Origin of the sequence: Pseudomonas sp. TMW22090 (assembly GCF_022496665.1) — a bacterium.
Classification (GTDB): Bacteria; Pseudomonadota; Gammaproteobacteria; order Pseudomonadales; family Pseudomonadaceae; genus Aquipseudomonas; species Aquipseudomonas gregormendelii.
Genome location: NZ_SCFH01000004.1, coordinates 135,342 through 153,240, shown reverse-complemented (window position 1 = coordinate 153,240; position 17,899 = coordinate 135,342). Strand labels below are relative to the sequence as shown.

Here is a 17,899-nt window from a genome sequence, read left to right as displayed (position 1 = left end):
CCTCTCAGCGATTTTGTTCGGGGTTCCATCGTGCATAGCGTTGGCCGCGCAGGAACTGCCACAGCCCGATGCTCATCCCGGCAAGGGTGACCAGCAGGAAGGCGGCGAGGCGGAAGGGTTTGGGCAGGCGGTGTTGCGAGTCCAGAAGACCGGCGATGGCGATCGCATATCCGAGCAGTTGCGCGACCAGGAACACCTGGTAGAAAGCATGCTCCTGCCACAGCCAGAAATTGCTCAGCAACAACGGCAGCAACAGGATGGGGGCCAGGCGGCGGATCAGCTTGTGGCTGATCAGCGCGATGGCGTACAGCCCGTGCTTGAACGGGTTGAGCAGTTCGCGGCGCTGGGCCAGGCTTTGCAGACCGCCGACGGTCACGCGCTGGCGCCGGCGGAATTGTTTGTCTGCCTCGTCGACACCCTGGTCGATCACTTGGGCCTGGGGCACGTAAACGATGCGTTTGAACGCCACAGGTGCGCAGGTGCTGATAAAAAAATCATCGTTGACCTCAGCCGGCACCGTCTGGAACAACTCGCGTCGCAACGCCAGTAGCGCGCCATCGGCGGAGACCATGCAGCCGGTGCGATTCTCCACCCGGCGCAACCAGCCTTCGTAATGTCGATACAGGCTGTCGCCGATGCTCAGGCCTTTGCCGGTCACCGGGATCACCATGTGCCCGGCGCAGGCGCCGACCGCAGGGTCTGTCAGCGGCGCGAGCAGGTGGCCGAGGGTGTCGGTGGCCCATTGATTGTCGGCGTCGGTAAACACCAGGATGTCACCGCTGCTCAGTGCTACCCCGGCGTTGAGGGTCGCGGCCTTACCCCCGCGGGGCAGGTCGAGCACCGTGATGCGCGGGTCGACAACCTTGTGCGCACAGGCCACGGTGGCGTCGGTAGAGCCGTCGCTGGCCAGGATGATTTGCAGCGAGCGTGGCTGGTAATCCTGGGCCAGCAGCGTGCGCAGTTTTTCCTCGATGTGCCGCGCCTCGTTGTGGGCGGCAATCACGATGCTCACGTTCATCGGTGGCGCCGGCGCTGGACGGCGCGCCGGGTACAGCGGTGCGAGCAACGTCAGCAGCATGGGATAACCCAGATAGGCGTACACCGGCAGCAGCAGGCACATCCAGAAAATGAATTCAGCCACGGGCGGGCCTCCTGGCATTCCATTGGCAAAGGCTGAGAATGAACGCGGCGCCGGCCAGGTGCAGACGCACCCAGTGCAAGCCCCAGAGTTGCACCGTCAGGCCGACGCTGCGGTGCTTGGCACTCTGGCGCAAGCTCAGCATCAGCGCCGGCAACAGTGTCAGCACAACCATCAGCAGCGCGTGATGCGGGTAGCCGTTGAGCAGTGCTGAAATGGCGAGGAAATCCACTACCCAGGCCATGATCGACAACAACGGAAAGCGTAGCAGTCGCAGGCTCATGCCGTGGGTGCGCAGCAATTGCAGATGACTGCCCTGACGCCATATTTCCTTGCCCATCCATTCCCGCCAGCTGCCTTCGTAACCCCAGTGCAGGGCCACGCTTTGGTTGGCGGTGAGCAGGCGCGCGCCGTGCTTGCCCAGGCGCAGGGTGAACTCCTTGTCTTCCCCGGTGCGCAGGTTTTCGTCGAAACCGCCGACCTTGTCGAACCAGCTGCGCTGCATCAGCAGGTTGGCACTGGGCAGCCAGTCCACCGTCTGCACGGTATGGGCGCTGGGGCGCAGCGTACGGCGCTGCCAGGCGGTGGCGTACCAGGGCGCTTCGGCGGGGGTGTGCAGGTCCAGGCCAAATACATCGGCCTGGCCGGCGGCGTCGAGTTCGATCAGCCGGGTCAGCCAGTCCTCGGGCATCTCGATGTCGGCGTCGATAAACGCCAGCCAGTGACCGCTGGCGATGGCGGCACCGCGATTGCGCAAGGCGCCGATCGCCAGGCCAGGCATCACCAGCACCTGGGCGCCGAACTGCCGGGCAATCTGCGGGCCCCGATCAGTGGAGCCATTGTCGACCACGATCAGCTCGCATTGCAGGTCGGCGGCATGCGCGGCCTTCTGCGCAGCGAGCAGCGTGCGCCCAATATGCCGCGCCTCGTTGAACATCGGGATGACGATGCTGATGCTGTTCATGTCCGAGCCTCGAAGGGAGCGCTTTCTTCAGCTTTGATACGCAGCACGCTGGTCAGCGCGAGCATGATCCACAGGTACTTGTGGTTCGGCGCACTGAGGAACATCAGGAACAGCGTCAGCGAGACAAAGCTCATGCTCAGGTGCGTCAGCATGTCGACCTGCTCGCTATTGCCGCGCAGCCTCCAGGCGCGACGCGCCCGCGTCAGGTTGTACATGGCCAGGCCGAGCATGCCGACAAACATCAGCCCGGCAGGAATCCCCAGCTCACTGAAAATCTCCAGGTAGGTGTTGTGCGCGTGCCGGTACAGTTCCTCGGGGTTGCTGTTGAAGGCGAAGGCCTTCGAATAACCGGTGGCTGCGTAGTGCAGCGGGAAGGTACCGGGACCGGTGCCGATCAACGGGTTCTCGGCAATCATCCCGCTGCCGACCACGATGTAGGACGCGCGGCGGCCCAGGGACGCGTCCTGGCTCCTGGCGCCGGAGCTCAGGATGCTCAAGGACTCGATGCGTTTGATGTAGCTGGCCGGCATCGCGTACAGCGCAAGCGGAATCACGATCGCCAGACCCAGCATGGCAAACCCCAGATGCCGCGGACGGATGCGGGGCAGCAATGCCCGGTAGTGCCAGGCGCCGATCAACAGGCTGATAAACAGCACCACCAGGCCCGAGCGGGATTCGGTCTTGGTAATGCCGACCAACAGCAGGAGGGTGCACCCACCCCAGAACAGCCGGTGCAGCATGTTCGAGCTACGCATGACCAGAAACAGCGCCAGGGGCACGGCAAAGGCGATCATCAGGGCGAAATTGTTCGGGTCTTTCAACAAGCCGGCAGCACGCCCGGCGTCCTGGTATTTAACGGAGAACAGCGTCATGGCGCAGGTCACCGCGACGCTGAGGGTGACCAGTTTGGCGAAGGTGTTCAGATTCAGTTCGCGACCAATCAGCAAGGTGATGATAAACAGCACCAGGCCGACACTCAGGTCACGCAGATGCCCAAGCGATACGCTCATGTTGTCGCTGTTCAGCAGGCTCAGCAGGTACAGCGCCATGAAGCTGAGCAGAAAGCGCCAGATATTGCTGCGCAAGCGTTCTGCCGGCAGCTGGTGCATCGCCAGTTGCAACATCAGGATCAGCACCAGCGAGGCACCCAGGATTTTCGAACCGGGAAAGGCGCTGTCCTTGAACAGGCCCTCGAACGGCAGGATGGCGGCGATGCCCAACAGGCCCCAGGTCGGCTTGCGGTACAGGACCGCGACGCCGACCAGGCCCAGGACCACCCCCGGCGCCAGGAAAGGAAAAGGGCTGGCCAGCAAACCAAGGCAGACCAGGGCGAGCAAACTGACGATCGAGAGCGGAACAATCACGCGCGTGCCTCCCGTGCAGTACGGATATAAAGCTGCGACCAGCGTTCGGCCAGGGCCTTGAGGTCATAGCGATCCTGTTGCGTACGTTTTGCGTTGTCGATCAGTTCGCCGGTCAGTGCCGGCTCGGCCAGCAACGTACCGATCTGGCGGGCGAGGGCGCTGCTGTCGGCCGGCGTTGCCAGCAAGCCGTTGTGTCGGTCCTGCAGTACGTCTGGAATCCCGCCGACCGCGAACGCTACCACCGGCACCCCGGCCTGCATCGCCTCCAGCAGAATCATCGGCGTGCCCTCGGTGCGCGAGCTGATCACCAGCGCATCAAGTTGTCGCCACCACTGGCCCATGTCGGTCTGGTAACCGGGCAAGCGGATGCGCTCCTGCAAGCCCGCTGCGTCGATGCGTGCCAGCAGTTCCTCGCGTTCCGGGCCGTCGCCAAGCATCACGGCGTCCAGGTGCGGGTACTGCTGACACAGCGGTATCAGCGCATCCAGAAACAGGTCCGGGCCTTTTTCACTGCTTAGCCGCCCAACGTAACCGGCGAGAAAGCGCTGCCGGTCGGTACTGGGGGGCAATTGCCCGGTGGCGGCTGGCAAACCGTTGGGAATCACCTGCAGCTTCTGCCCCTCGACCCTGGCTTGACGGTGCAATACGGCGATGCTTTCGGCGACGCAGACCACGCGATCCACCGAAGCCGTGCGGCACAATTGCAGGCTGAGCCAGGTGTAGAACTTCTGCTTGCGACTGCGCGGGGTGAAGCCGTGCTGAGTAATCACCAGCGGCAGGCGCAACAGCGTCGCGCCAACCCAGCCGAACAACAGGCCCTTGAAGTTATGGGTGTTGATCAGCGGCCGCTCGCTGCGGCGCCGGCGCAGGTGCCTGAGCAAGGCGCCCGGCCCCGCGCAACTGCGGCAGTCGACGCCGGCTTCGCGAAACCGCGCGATCAGCTCTGGCGGCGCATCCAGAAACAGCACCTGGTGCTGCCCGGGTGTTGCCAGGCAGTGATCGAGCAACATCCGCTCAGCCCCATAGAAGCCGCCGCTGCTGAGCAAATGAATGATCGGCAGGGTGCTTGCAGGTGCAGTCTGGCTGAGCGGCGCGTTCAATTGCGCACCCAATGCGCGAAGCGCGGCACGGTCCAGTTCTTGTGCGGGTTGATCGGCTCGACGTTCTGATCGTTGATCACCAGCAGCACTGGCAAGCCCAGTTCGTGGGAGATTTGCGCTGGATGCTTGAAGCGGTGATCGAAGAACTCACGTACGTAAACGAAGGCGATCGCCAGCAGCAAACCGGTGAGCAGTCCCAATGGGATGATCACCATCGGTTTGGGAAATGCGGCTTCCGTCGGCTCGAACGGTGGGCTGAGAATCCGTGCGTTGGACAGGTCGTTGTCCAGCGAGCGGGCGGTGCTGCTTTCAGCAAAACGCTGGGCGTAGGTGGAGAACGCGGCGTGCAATGCCTCGATCTCGGTGTCCATCTGGCGCAGCTTGCTCTGGGTTTCCTGCAACTGGTGAATGCGGTTCTTGAACTGGGCAATGCGCGCGGTTTTCTGGTCGATCACCGAGCCGATCACGGCCAGGTCGGCGGTGCGTTCCTGAATGCGGTTGTTCACCACTTTGAGGAACTGCCCGCGAGTCCGGGTGATCTGTTCGCGCTGCAGCAACATGGGTTCGCTGCCAGGCTGGAACACCGACAGGTCATTCATGTAACGGCTGACCTGGCTGATCAGCAATTCGCCGAGTTGCTTGACCTCGCGATCCTCGAACGCCACGTTGTCGGTGGTGGTGGTAAAGGTGTACGGGAAGGAGTAGTCGTTGAGTTTGGCGTCCTTGGCCGCAGCCAGGCTGGTTTTCAGGTAGTCGAGCCAGCGTTTGCTTTGCAGCAGGCGATCCTGGTAGAGGTTGAGTGCCTGCTCCTCGGTGTTGATGGCGTTCAGGCGGAAAGTGATTTCCTCCCGAGGATCCGCCGAGCCGACGCCTTCAAGCAGGGCGAGGCGGTTACCTTCCAGGCCGTCGAGACGCACCTGGTACTGCATTTTCTTGGTTTCGTAAAAGCTCTGCGGCAGGTCGATCGATTGCAGAGCCTGACGGCTGACCAGGTAGTTCTGCAGCAGGGCGGCAACGAACTTGGTGCCCTGGGCCGGGTCGGGAAAGCTGTAGACGATCGAGATCACGTTGGAACCGGGCAGGGTCTCGACCTTCAGGTCGCTCATGGCTTGCTGCGTCAGGGCATCCAGTTCGGTGTCCCGTACCGGGTCGGTTTCCAGGCCCAGTGCATTGCGCACAGGATTGATCAGGTGTTCGCGAATGGGTGTGGTGACGTAGTCCTTGAATGGCTGCGCTACCAGTTTGGTGAACGGGCTCACCGGCGGCGTGTACTCGCTGTTCTCGCGCATCTGGCTGAGCGTTTCGCGAATCAGTCCCGGCGAACGCAGGATATTGCTCTCGGTTTCCATGTCTGCCAGCGATGGCGGAATGAACGAAGCGTTCTCCTGGTTGAGAGAGGTGGTGGCATCTCCCTGGGAGAGTTTTTTGGACTGCACGATCACCTGGGCGGTGATATCGAAGCTCTGCTTGAGCATCAGCGGCAAGATCAGTGCGATCACTGCAAAGATCAGGAAAACTCGTTTCACCAACTGCTTGTTGGCGAAAAAGATCCTGAAGAACTCGTGCAGGTAGTTTTCTTTTGGATTCATGACGGTCACCTGAGAGTTAGTTGTCGCTGCCTTTGTTGTCGACGCGGTAGCTGAAGCTCATGCCCACGCCCTGGAACAGCACCACGTCCGCCAGTTGCCGGGCGAGTTCGCCGGCGCTGGCCAGTTTGGTCTTGGGCACGTACAGCATGTCGTCAGGCTGCAGGTAGGCGATCTGCGTGGCATCGCCGGACAGGGCCTTCTCCACGTCATAACGATGGGCAGTCACCTGGTTGCCGTTGCGCCGCATGATCATTACCGAGTCCAGGCGCGCCTTGACGTTGGAACCGCGGGCCATGGTCAGGGCTTCGAGCACCGACACCGGACGGCGAATCGGGTAGGAGCCCGGCTGGCCGACTTCGCCCAGTACGTAGATCTCGTTGCCGGCGGTGGACTTGAGCAGCACGTCCACGGTCATGCGGCCCGGCAGGGTGGCGTAGCGTTTATTGAGGAAGGTTTCCAGCTGGTTGACCGTCATGCCCTGCAGCGGTACGGCGCCGATTTCCGGAAAGCTGGCGTAGCCGTCGGTGCCGACGATGATCTCGCGGCTCATGCCGGTATTGGGGTGGTTGAGTGTCGACTTGAGGTTCTGCTCGTTGGTCAGCGGGCTGACCACATTGAGCGACAGTGTGTTGCGATTGGGCTGGAACAGCTGCTTGCGCTCATACGCACGCTGGATTTCCACGCGGGCCTGTTCGCGGGTCAGGCCTTCGACTTTCACCGAAGTGTTGGCCCCCGGAAGCTCGATGGTGCCGTCGGGCAGTACCAGCTGGTTACCGTTGAGCTGGCTGGCCGCGGTGAAATTCAGCGCAACCATGTCGCCCGATTGCACGCGGTAGGCGTCAGAGCCACTGGTGCTGACGTGGAAGATCACGTCCAGGACATCCTGGGGCCGCAGGGTCTGCTCGACCTGGGGCACGTCAGTGGCCTGGGCATTGGTCGGTGCAGCGGTAAGAATCTGCACCGGCATCGACTGGGTTTCTTGGGAGGTGCTGGAGCAACCTGCAAGCGGCAGCAACAGCAGGACAAGCATTCTGGCGTTCATGTCGTCATCCTTTGGCGTTCGCTCACAGGTTTTTGTAGAGCCATTTAGGCATGTAGTACTTGCGTCGATTAAACACACTGCCCACCAGTTTTGCCCCGGCCTGGGTCAGTCGCTGGACAGCGGCCTGGGCCACTTCCCAGCGGGTGTCTTCGGCGCGCACAACCATGATCACGCCGTCCACCTGGGTGCTGATGACCAGGGTGTCGGCGGCCGAGTACACCGCGTCGCCGTCGATCACGACAAAGCGGTAGCGGCTGCCCAACTGGTCGAGCAACGGGCTCAGGGTTTCAGGGGTCAGGTGTTCGTCGCCCCGGGCATAACGCCCATTGGGCAGCACGTGGAAGGGCAGGCTGGAGACGTCCACCACACAGTCCTGCAGCAAGGGCGGGCTCTGGGTGTTGAACAACAGGTCGCGAAAGCCGCGCTCCTTGGTCAACCCAAGCTGTTGGGTGAGGTTGCTGGTGGACTGGCTGGCGTCGACCAGCAACACCTGGCCGCTGCTCATCTGGGCCAGTTGACTGGCCAGCACCAGGGCGCTGGTGGTCGTGCCCGCGCCGGGGTTGGCGGCGGTCAGGAAGAGGATCCGCAGATCTTGATCGAGCACAGTCGAAGTCAGGTTGGACTCGCTCGGGTTCGCGATTGTCAGGCTTTTTGCAGTTGAACCGTCCATTTAACTCGCTCCGTGGCCGCTGAATACTTTGAAGGGGGTTTTCAACAGGATCTTCAGATCAAGCAGCAGGCTCTGCTCGGCGATATAGCTGAGGTCCAACTCAACGCGCTGGTCGAAGTCGATATTGCTGCGCCCGGAGATCTGCCACAGGCCGGTCATGCCGGGGTAAATGCTCAGGCGCGCAAGATGATTGTCTTTGTAGCGGTAGGCATTGAACGAGGTGGGCCGAGGGCCCACCAGGCGCATGTCGCCGGCCACCACGTTGAACAGGTTGGGCAATTCGTCGAGGCTGCTGCGCCGCAGGAAGCCACCGATGCTGGTGATGCGGGGGTCCTTGTCGATCTTGAAATCGATCGCATCGGCGCCGTGTTTGTTGAGGTGACGCAGGGATTCCTTGAGCTCCTCGGCGTTGGCAACCATGGTGCGGAACTTGTACATGCCGAACGTGCGACCGCGGTAGCCGGTGCGTTTTTGCACGAACATCACCGGCCCCGGGCTGCTGAACTTGATCACCAGCGCCAGGCCCAGCAGCAACGGCGAGATCAGCACCAGGATGATCAACGCCCCCAGGCAAGCCAGTACCCGGTTGGTGCGCGATAACGTCCAGGGGCGACCACCATCGCGACCAGTGATCCAGCCACGGCCCTGCATGTGGATGGCGGCATCCATGCGGATGCGGTGTTCGGGGTCCAGCCGCTTGTCCCGCCTCAATTGTTTGAGGGGTACACCTTTTTCATGTCCAGTCATGGCATCCTCCGCTGAAGTTCAGCCGCGAACGGCGCGTGGGCGATAGGCAGTGGGTAGTAGTCGCGAAACCAGGCAACGAAGCGCCCAAGTCCCTCATCCAGCGCGATCCGTGGCTGGAAACCGGTGGCCTGGGCCAAGTCGCTGGCATCGGCACAGGTATTGAGCACATCGCCGGGTTGCAGGGGCAGCAACTCGACCACGGCTGTTTGTCCAAGGTGTTTTTCCAGCAGCGCCAGGTAAGCCTTGAGCTCGACCGGGTGTTGCCCGCCAATATTGAAAATTCGCCACGGCGCCATGCTGCTGGCCGGGTCCGGGGTTTCCCGGTCCCATTCAGGGTTGGCCTGCGGTGGCCGCTCAATCAGGCGGGTGATGCTTTCGATGATGTCGTCGATGTAGGTGAAATCACGCTGGTGCTCGCCGTAGTTGAACAGCTTCAACGGCTGGCCTTGGGCAATCGCCCGGGCGAACTGGATCGGCGACATGTCCGGGCGGCCCCATGGACCGTACACGGTAAAAAAGCGCAGCCCGGTGCAGGGGATGCCGAACAGATGGCTGTAACTGTGGGCCATCAGCTCGTTGGCTTTCTTGGTCGCGGCGTACAGCGACAGCGGGTGATTGACGCCGTCCCGGACCGAGTAGGGCGTGTGCTGGTTGGCGCCATACACTGAACTGGACGAGGCGTAGATCAGGTGCTGAACCGGGTGGCGCCGGCAGCTTTCGAGTATGTTCAGGAAACCACTGAGGTTGCTGTCCAGGTAGGCCCGCGGATTTTCCAGTGAGTAACGCACGCCGGCCTGGGCGGCCAGGTGAATCACCACTTGGGGTTGTTCACGGGCGAACAGCGCCTCGATGGCCGCGGCATCGGCCAGGTCGACTCTTTCGAGCTGGAAACGGCCGACCTGCTCCTGCACCCAGGACACTCGATCGTGTTTGAGTTGCGGCTCGTAGTAGTCGTTGAAGTTATCCAGCCCGCACACTTGATGCCCGTCGCGCAGTAGCCGCAACACACAATGGGCACCAATGAAGCCGGCGGCTCCGGTCACGAGAATCTTCATGGACGCAGCGCCTCGGGCACGATGTGACGCAAGCCGATGCCGCTGTAGTGCAGGCCGGCGGCCGCCACGTGCTCGGGGTTATAGAGGTTGCGCCCGTCGACGATCACCCGCGAACGCAACTTGCTGGCCAGCAGCTCGAAGTCGACCACGCGAAAATTCTTCCACTCGGTGCAGATCACCAGGGCGTCGGCGTCTTCCAGGGTGTCATCGCGAGTGGCGCACAGGTGCAGGTCGTTGCGATAGCCGTAGAGGCGACGGCATTCGGACATGGCTTCCGGGTCGTACGCCTGCACGCTGGCGCCCTCGGCCCACAAGGCTTCCATCAGATAGCGGCTGGGGGCTTCGCGCATGTCGTCGGTATTGGGTTTGAACGCCAGGCCCCAGATCGCAATGGACTTGCCGGCCAGGCCTTCGGGGAATCGCGCTTTGAGTTTGCCGAAGAGGATGTGACGCTGGCTGTCGTTGACGTCGGTCACGCTGCGCAGCAGGCGCAATGGCATGCCGTTGTGTTCGGCGGTGTGCAGCAGGGCGCGCAGGTCCTTGGGAAAGCATGAGCCACCGAAGCCGCAGCCCGGGTAGATAAAGTGATAACCAATGCGCGGGTCCGAGCCAATGCCCTTGCGCACCGCTTCGATGTCGGCGCCCAGCAGTTCGGTGAGATTGGCCAGTTCGTTCATGAAGCTGATGCGAGTGGCGAGCATCGCATTGGCCGCGTATTTGGTCAGCTCGGCACTGCGATTGTCCATGAACATGATTTTTTCATGGTTACGACAGAAGGGGGCGTAGAGCTCGCTCAGCTGCTCGCGGGCCTGCTCGTCGTCGGTGCCGACGATGATTCGGTCCGGGCGCATGCAGTCGGCCAACGCGCTGCCCTCCTTGAGAAACTCCGGGTTGGACACCACCCGTACCTTAAACATTGTCCTTTCCCGGCGTCGCAATTCTTCGCTGGCCGCGGCGACCACCTGATCCGCCGTGCCGACCGGTACGGTGGACTTGATGATCAACGTGCGATCGGCCTCCATGAAACTGGCGATCTGACGGGCCACGTTGAGCACGTGGCTGAGGTCGGCGGAACCGTCCTCATCGGCGGGCGTGCCCACGGCGATGAAGATGAGCTCGGCGTGTTCCACTGCATCGCTGGCCTGGGTGGTGAACAGCAAACGACCGGCCTTGATGTTCTCTTCCAGCGTGCCGGAGAGTCCCGGTTCACTGATCGGCGGTACCGCTTGTTGCAGCTGCTTGATCTTGTTCGGATCAATGTCGACGCACAGGACGCGATGTCCGACATCGGCCAGTGCCGCTGCTTGTATCAGGCCAACGTAGCCCGTACCAAATACGCTCACGTCCATTTTGGCGTGCCTCGTAAGACGGTGGAGAGGATCAGAATTAGACTGTCAAAATGGGTATAGACCAGCCGTGGAAATCCGTGTCAGCAAAATGACGTGTTGCATCGGCAAGACAAACCCCAAGGTTGGGGGCGATATGCCATCAAGTGCTTGTCGCAGCTGCGTTTGCCCCGGTTTTGAGGGGTTTGAGGGGTGTTCAAAGAAAACGATAGACGGTCGTTGGGCGATTCTGGGGAGGGTTTATACGCTTCAGGTGTGTCAGATTTGAGTCAACATTTTTTTGACGCTTTGTAAAAAAGTCCGACATTTCTTGCGCAAAATGGCTATGTGCCAGCGCCAAGAAATAGCCGACAAACTATTGGCAAAATGCATTGCCGGGCGGCAACTCTTCGGGGAGAAAGCTTGCGATTATTCGAGGTGATTCGCGCGAACGATCACAGCGCGGATACAGCATCTACCCTCACGCCAAGGCGCGTTTGGTAGCGAGCAACGCTTCAGTTCATCACTGCGGACGACCCTTTGAGCATCTCCGTGCGTGCAGTGCGCACTGGATCATGCAGCAGCGAATATCCGCGCTCCAGCAACGTGCGGCCGATTAATCGCGAACCACCCTCATTCAGGTGCGAATCATCCAGATACAACAGCTGCCCCTGAATGATCGGGCTGCAAACCCCCGCCGGGCATATCACCTGATTGGGGTCGATAAAGCGCACCTGGGGAAATTTCGCCCGCACGTCCGCCCAATACGGTGCGAGCGCGCTCTGGGCTACCGAACAATCGCGCTCGGAGCCAAACATCAAACGCCTGATCGGGCAACTGGCGGCCTTTTCGATGTGCTGGTTGCTCAGGATCACGATGACCTGGCCGCTGCTCTCCACCACCCGCCGAATGCTCGCCTCAACGATATCCCCCGCATCGGCTTCCTTGGGCCAGACCGCCGCCATCACCACATAAGGGTATTTGTTCTGCTCGATCAGGCTGAACACCCGCTCGTTGCGTTTCGCGCAGTGGGCGGCGTACACCGGCGACATATCGGCGTCGTAGCCGGGGATCGGCGGGCACGAGTCCATGGTGTAATCCATGATCGATAGATTGTCGGGTCTGGCCAGCAGATCGACCATTCCCGTGAAGTGATTGGCAAACGAGTCGCCGATCATGATGCCGTCCAACACCGCTTTTTTCGTGCCCAGGCGGCATGAGTCATCAGGACCGGTGCTGTACAACGCATTGGTGACATGACAGCCGCGACGAATTTCGTTCGGCCTGCTCTGTGTCATCGCTTCCAGCGCTGAAACCTGGGGACCAAAACGCTGCGGGAAACCGTTGAAAACAACGCTCAGCACGGCAATGGCAGCCAGTCCCAAGGCCGGGAGCGCAAATCGGCGAACGAACACCCGGGAGAAATGCCAGCTCGCGCCGGCGCGCCGGAAGGGTACCTCGACATAACGCCAGGACAGCCACGACAGCCCGATCGATACCGCGATCAGCAGCGCACCGACGGGTATGTCGACAGGGATTTCCAGATAATTGAGGTAGGCAATCAGTGGCCAGTGCCACAGATACAGCGAATAGGAAATCAGCCCGATAAACACCATTGGCCGGCAGGTCAGCAATCGCGAGTGCCTGTCGCCGCTGCCCGCGAGAATCAACAGCGCTGCACCCAGGCAAGGGATCAGGGCGTTAAGTCCGGGAAAGGTCGATTTCGCGTTCAAGGCAAACAGCGCGAAACCGATCAGCAGGTAGCCCGCCAGCGCGAGGGCATGGGTGGTCAGCTTGCCCATGACACGGGGCTGCTGCAGATAGATGCCCAACACCCCGCCCAGCATCAGCTCGAAAAAACGCGTCGGCAGCAGGTAGTAGGCGGCCGTGGCGAAGACGCCCGTCGCGTACTCGGAAACGGCCACTGCGAGCACCACGCCGATCCCCAGGATCGGCAGAACGTAACGCGGTGCCAGGCGATAAACCAGCACGATGAACAGCGGCCAGATGACGTAGAACTGCTCTTCGATGCCCAGCGACCAGGTATGCAGAAGAGGTGCCTCGCCGGCATCGGCGGCGAAGTAGTTGCCGTACTTGATCCAGATATAGATGTTGGAAACGCCTAGCAGGGAGAGCAGGGCGCTGACGTTGAGCCGGATCAGGTCGGCCGGGGACAGGATAAAAGCGCCAACGATCACCGTCGCCAGCAACACCGTCGCCAGCGCCGGGACGATACGATTGATGCGTCGCTGATAGAAGCCCTTGAGCGAGAACGCGTTGCGCCTGACCTCGGAATACACCTGGGAGGTGATCAGGAAACCGGAGATCACGAAGAAAATATCCACGCCCACAAAACCGCCTGGCAGCAGGCTGGTATTGAGGTGGTGCAGCAATACCGCGATCACCGCTACAGCTCGCAGACCATCGATGTCCGAGCGGTATTTGCCTTCAGCCATGCGCCTGACCATCCCTAAAGCTTTCGCCATCCAGCCAAGTCCGACCCATGACAACCACAGTCAAGATTTTGGACAGTTAAACCCACATGTCATTTGTAGCTGGGAATTGGCTGGACGCAAATCGCCGTCAGTCGCCGCAGGTGCCCGGCACCCGGGCAATCGTGATCGGACAAAAGTCCTGCCAGGCCGCTATCCTTGGCCGACGCTCACCGAACGGGTCGACCCATGCTTGAAGTCCACGCAGTGTTCAAAAGCTACGCAACGCCGCAAGGGCCCTTGCCGGTGCTGCAAGGCGTCGACCTGATGTTGAAACCTGGCAGCAGCCTGGCCTTGATGGGCGAATCGGGCAGCGGCAAGAGTACTTTGCTGCACCTGATCGCCGGGCTGGACAAGGTGGATCAAGGCACCATCACCAGCGGCGAGTATCGGCTGGAGCAGATGAACGAACGACAGCTGGCCAACTGGCGCCGCAGTGAAATCGGCCTGGTGTTCCAGCAGTTCAACCTGATCGGCAGCCTGCGCGTGGAGGATAACCTGGCGTTCCAGGCGCGCCTGGCCGGGCGCCATGATCCGCAGTGGCAAGCGCACCTGGTGCAGCGCCTGGGGTTGGCAGATCTGTTGCGCCGCTACCCGGAACAACTTTCCGGAGGACAACAGCAACGGGTTGCTTTGGGGCGCGCGCTGGCGTCCAGACCCAAATTGCTGCTCGCCGATGAGCCCACCGGCAGTCTCGATGAGGGCACCAGCGATGAAGTATTGAAGCTGCTGCTGGAACTGCTCGACGACAGCCCCACGACCTTGCTGATGGTCACCCACAGCCCTCGGGTCGCCGCGCGCCTCGCCGACAAAGTGGTGTTGCACCGTGGTCGCCTGGCTGGCGCGGACGGGCGCTGAGGTGCGGGTTTTCTACCAGGCATTACGCGCGCTGCTGAGCCACTGGCGGCAGCACCCGGTGCAATTTTTCAGCGTGCTGACCGGGCTGTGGCTCGCCACCAGCCTGCTCACGGGCGTACAGGCCTTGAACAGCCAGGCGCGGGACAGTTACGCCCGGGCCAGCGAGCTGATTGGTGGCGAACCCCAGGCCAGTCTCAGTGCCCCGGGCGGGGGAACATTTTCCCAGCAACTGTTTGTAGACCTGCGGCGTGCTGGTTGGCCGGTTTCGCCGGTGCTGCAGGGACGGGTGACGCTCAAGGGACTGGAACAACAGCGACTGCAACTGATGGGCATTGAACCGGTGTCGCTGCCGGCGGGTTCTGCGGTGGCCGGGCGGGCGCTGGCGATCGAGCAGATCGTCGAGTTTTTCACGCCCCCGGGCAGCACCTGGGTCGCACCGCAAACGTTGCGGGCCATGGGGCTGCATGAGGGCGAACGGCCGGTCAGTGCCAACGGCCAGATCTTGCCACCACTGCATGCCCAGGCCGACATGGCGCCTGGCGTACTGCTGGTGGACATCGGCTTTGCCCAGCAGATTCTCGACCAGCCCGGTCAAGTGTCGCGCCTGCTGTTGCCCAAGGATTTCAGCGCGCCGCTGCCGGACGGGTTCAGCGCTGTGCTGCAACTCACGCGCAGTGGTGAAGAAAACAATCTGGCGCGCCTGACCGAAAGCTTTCACCTGAACCTCGATGCCTTGGGTTTTCTTTCATTCGTGGTCGGCCTGTTCATCGTCCATGCGGCCATTGGCCTGGCCCTGGAGCAACGCCGTGGTCTGCTGCGGACCTTGCGTGCCTGCGGCGTCAGCGCGCGGATGTTGATCGCTTGCCTGGTCGTCGAGCTGGGCGCTTTGGCGCTGGTCGGCGGAGTGGCCGGGGTCACCAGCGGCTATCTGTTGGCGAGTGTGCTGTTGCCGGATGTCGCCGCCAGCTTGCGGGGCCTGTATGGCGCCGAAGTCGCCGGGCAACTGAACCTGAGCCCGTGGTGGTGGTTGAGTGGCATCGGCTTGAGCCTGCTCGGGGCGTTGCTGGCCGGAACCAATAGTCTGTTGCGGGCGGCGCGCCTGCCCTTGCTGGCCCTGGCCGATCCCCAGGCCTGGCACCAGGCCCACTCGCGCTGGCTGCGCCGCCAGGGCTGGGTCGCAGCGCTGGCAGCGGTGATCGCGCTGTTGGCATTGTTCCTGGGCGATAGCCTGGCCAGCGGCTTTGTGCTGCTGGCTGCGTTGTTGCTCGGTGCCGCGCTGGCGCTCCCGGTGGTGCTCAATCTGGTGTTGAACGCAGTGCTGCAGCGCAGTCGCTCGGTGCTCGGCCAATGGTTCGTCGCTGATTGCCGCCAGCAGTTGCCGGCGTTGAGCCTGGCATTGATGGCGCTGTTGCTGGCGCTGGCCGCAAACATCGGCGCCGGGAGCATGACCGGCGGTTTTCGCGAGACCTTCAGTCACTGGCTGGAACAACGCTTGAGCGCCGAGCTGTACCTCAACCCACAGAACCCGGCGCAGTCGGTCGAGTTGTACGCCTGGCTCAAACAGCAGCCGCAGGTCGAGGCGGTGCTGCCCAACTGGCAGGTGTCGACGCAATTGCAGGGTTGGCCCACGGACGTCTTTGGCGTGATCGACCACCCAACCTATCGCCAGCACTGGCCGCTGCTGGAGGCCCAGGGTGACGATCCATGGAAGCGCCTGGCGAGCGACGACAGCGTGATGCTCAGCGAACAGCTGGCCCGCCGGTTGAAGGTCCGGCTGGGGGATTCGCTGCCAATGACCACGCCCGGTGGAACCTGGTCGCCGCAAATCATCGGCATCTATGCCGACTACGGCAATCCCAAAGGCCACGTACTGGTCAATGAGCGACACCTGCTGCGCCATTGGCCACAGCTGACGCCCAATCGATTCAACCTGCGAATTGATCCGGCCTCGATTCCGTCTTTCCTCACCACGCTGCAGGCGCGCTTCGCCCTGGATGACAATCGGATCGTCGATCAGGCGCGGCTCAAGGACTGGTCCTCACAGGTGTTCGAGCGCACCTTTGCCGCAACCGCCGCGCTGAACAGCCTGACCCTGGCGGTCGCGGGGGTCGCTTTGTTCATCAGCCTGCTGACCCAGAGCCAGAGTCGTCTGGGGCAACTGGCACCGCTGTGGGCGCTGGGCGTGACGCGGCGCCAATTGATGTTGCTGAACCTGGGGCAGACCTGGCTGCTGGCGGTGCTGACGTTGGTCCTGGCATTGCCGCTGGGCATCGCCCTGGCCTGGTGCCTGGACGCCGTGATCAATGTCCAGGCGTTCGGCTGGCGCCTGCCGCTGCGGGTGTTTGCGTGGCAGCTGTTGCAATTGATGGGGTTGGCCCTGCTGGCGACACTGCTGGCGTCGGCCTGGCCGCTGTACTCGTTGTATCGCACGCAACCGGCGGATCTGCTGAGGACCTTTGCTCATGAGGATTAAGCTCGCAGTACTGCTGCTGATCCTGCTCAGTGGCTGTGATCAGCCGGCGCCGGTCGAAAAAGGGTTTGCCGGTCTGGGCAGCACGGCGTCGTCATTTACCCCGGTCGTTCCAGGGCGGGTGTTCAGCTTTCCGGCTGATCACGGCCCTCATGATGGTTTTCGCATCGAATGGTGGTACGTGACCGCCAACCTCAAGGACGCCCAGGGCCGCGAGTTCGGCGTGCAATGGACCTTGTTCCGCAGCGCCCTGCAGGCCGGGCCGACAGCGGCGGGCTGGGCCAGCCAGGTGATCTGGCTGGGGCACGCGGCAGTGACCTCGGCCACCGCGCACCACGCCGCCGAGCGTTATGCCCGGGGTGGGGTGGCGCAGGCGGGCGTCGCACTGGCGCCGTTCAATGCATGGATCGATGACTGGCACTTCAGCAGCCAGGGGCGCGATGCGCTGGCCGACCTGCAACTCAGCGCCCGGGACAAGCACTTCAGCTACAACCTGCGCCTGACGTCCACACGCCCGTTGGTATTGCAGGGTAATCAGGGCTTTAGCCAGAAATCGGAACAGGGCCAGGCGTCGTACTACTACAGCCAGCCGTTTTTCCAGGCCAGCGGCGAGCTGGTGATCGATGGCACCCGCTATCAGGTCAGCGGCCCGGCGTGGCTCGATCGCGAATGGAGCAGCCAGCCTCTGACCGCCAACCAGACGGGCTGGGACTGGTTCTCCCTGCACCTGGACAGTGGTGAGCAGGTAATGCTTTATCGCATGCGGCAAAAGGACGGCGAGCCTTACCTGACCGGTACCTGGATCGATGCCCAGGGCCGCACCCAGGCGTTGCACGCCAGCGAGATCAGCCTGGCGCCCGAGGGCACCGCGAAGGTGGCCGGTCGCACCATGCCCGTCAGCTGGTCGATCAGGATTCCGGGCAAGCAACTCGACATCCGCCTCCGTGCGCTGAACCCGAATGCCTGGATGGATTTGCGCATTCCCTACTGGGAAGGACCGGTGCACCTGAGCGGCAGCCATGGCGGCCAGGGTTACCTGGAAATGACCGGGTATTAGCCGCGCAAACGGCTTGGAACTCCAGCCC

General features: G+C 62.2%; 14 protein-coding genes. 3 read left to right on the top strand and 11 right to left on the bottom strand.

The window, feature by feature from the left end; all coding sequences use genetic code 11:
• Positions 1 to 4 precede the first annotated feature (4 nt).
• From EQV97_RS13205 to EQV97_RS13155, 11 genes are all read right to left on the bottom strand, one after another.
• Positions 5 to 1,141, bottom strand: coding sequence for a glycosyltransferase (locus EQV97_RS13205; RefSeq protein ID WP_122839188.1), 1,137 nt, complete (start codon positions 1,139 to 1,141; stop codon positions 5 to 7).
• Positions 1,134 to 2,102 carry a glycosyltransferase gene (locus tag EQV97_RS13200; RefSeq protein ID WP_240889044.1) on the bottom strand — a complete coding sequence of 323 codons (969 nt, stop codon included), beginning with the start codon at positions 2,100 to 2,102 and terminating at the stop codon, positions 1,134 to 1,136. The genes EQV97_RS13205 and EQV97_RS13200 overlap by 8 nt, the downstream gene beginning before the upstream one ends.
• The gene (locus EQV97_RS13195; RefSeq protein WP_225568573.1) at positions 2,099 to 3,466 is read right to left on the bottom strand and encodes an O-antigen ligase family protein; all 1,368 of its coding nucleotides are present in this window, start codon (positions 3,464 to 3,466) and stop codon (positions 2,099 to 2,101) included. The genes EQV97_RS13200 and EQV97_RS13195 overlap by 4 nt, the downstream gene beginning before the upstream one ends.
• Positions 3,463 to 4,566 (bottom strand): glycosyltransferase family 4 protein, encoded by a 1,104-nt coding sequence (locus EQV97_RS13190; RefSeq protein ID WP_240889043.1) that lies wholly within the window; start codon positions 4,564 to 4,566, stop codon positions 3,463 to 3,465. The genes EQV97_RS13195 and EQV97_RS13190 overlap by 4 nt, the downstream gene beginning before the upstream one ends.
• Positions 4,563 to 6,155, bottom strand: a complete 1,593-nt coding sequence (locus tag EQV97_RS13185; protein ID WP_122839185.1) for a Wzz/FepE/Etk N-terminal domain-containing protein — start codon at positions 6,153 to 6,155, stop codon at positions 4,563 to 4,565. The genes EQV97_RS13190 and EQV97_RS13185 overlap by 4 nt, the downstream gene beginning before the upstream one ends.
• Positions 6,156 to 6,171: 16 nt before the next feature.
• A complete protein-coding gene (locus tag EQV97_RS13180; protein WP_045061561.1) occupies positions 6,172 to 7,197 on the bottom strand; it encodes a polysaccharide biosynthesis/export family protein in 1,026 nt (341 codons plus the stop codon).
• A gap of 22 nt (positions 7,198 to 7,219) precedes the next feature.
• On the bottom strand, positions 7,220 to 7,867 hold the full coding sequence (locus tag EQV97_RS13175) for a CpsD/CapB family tyrosine-protein kinase (RefSeq protein WP_045061560.1): 648 nt from the start codon (positions 7,865 to 7,867) through the stop codon (positions 7,220 to 7,222).
• Positions 7,868 to 8,614 (bottom strand): sugar transferase, encoded by a 747-nt coding sequence (locus EQV97_RS13170; RefSeq protein WP_045061559.1) that lies wholly within the window; start codon positions 8,612 to 8,614, stop codon positions 7,868 to 7,870.
• Positions 8,611 to 9,669: an NAD-dependent epimerase gene (locus EQV97_RS13165; protein ID WP_122839184.1), complete on the bottom strand. Its 1,059-nt coding sequence runs from the start codon at positions 9,667 to 9,669 to the stop codon at positions 8,611 to 8,613. Before EQV97_RS13165 ends, EQV97_RS13170 begins: the two co-directional genes overlap by 4 nt.
• Positions 9,666 to 11,018, bottom strand: coding sequence for a UDP-glucose/GDP-mannose dehydrogenase family protein (locus EQV97_RS13160; RefSeq protein ID WP_045061557.1), 1,353 nt, complete (start codon positions 11,016 to 11,018; stop codon positions 9,666 to 9,668). Before EQV97_RS13160 ends, EQV97_RS13165 begins: the two co-directional genes overlap by 4 nt.
• A 491-nt stretch (positions 11,019 to 11,509) precedes the next feature.
• The gene (locus EQV97_RS13155) at positions 11,510 to 13,450 is read right to left on the bottom strand and encodes an acyltransferase family protein (RefSeq protein WP_122839183.1); all 1,941 of its coding nucleotides are present in this window, start codon (positions 13,448 to 13,450) and stop codon (positions 11,510 to 11,512) included.
• A gap of 225 nt (positions 13,451 to 13,675) precedes the next feature.
• Between EQV97_RS13155 and EQV97_RS13150 the strand changes: the two genes are divergently transcribed.
• The 3 genes from EQV97_RS13150 to EQV97_RS13140 are packed head-to-tail and all read left to right on the top strand — an operon-like array spanning position 13,676 to position 17,871.
• Complete coding sequence (locus tag EQV97_RS13150) at positions 13,676 to 14,344, top strand: ABC transporter ATP-binding protein (RefSeq protein WP_122839182.1); 669 nt, start codon at positions 13,676 to 13,678, stop codon at positions 14,342 to 14,344.
• A 1-nt stretch (position 14,345) separates the two neighbouring features.
• The gene (locus tag EQV97_RS13145) at positions 14,346 to 16,817 is read left to right on the top strand and encodes an FtsX-like permease family protein (RefSeq protein ID WP_240889182.1); all 2,472 of its coding nucleotides are present in this window, start codon (positions 14,346 to 14,348) and stop codon (positions 16,815 to 16,817) included.
• Positions 16,807 to 17,871: a lipocalin-like domain-containing protein gene (locus tag EQV97_RS13140; RefSeq protein ID WP_240889042.1), complete on the top strand. Its 1,065-nt coding sequence runs from the start codon at positions 16,807 to 16,809 to the stop codon at positions 17,869 to 17,871. Before EQV97_RS13145 ends, EQV97_RS13140 begins: the two co-directional genes overlap by 11 nt.
• Positions 17,872 to 17,899 lie beyond the last annotated feature (28 nt).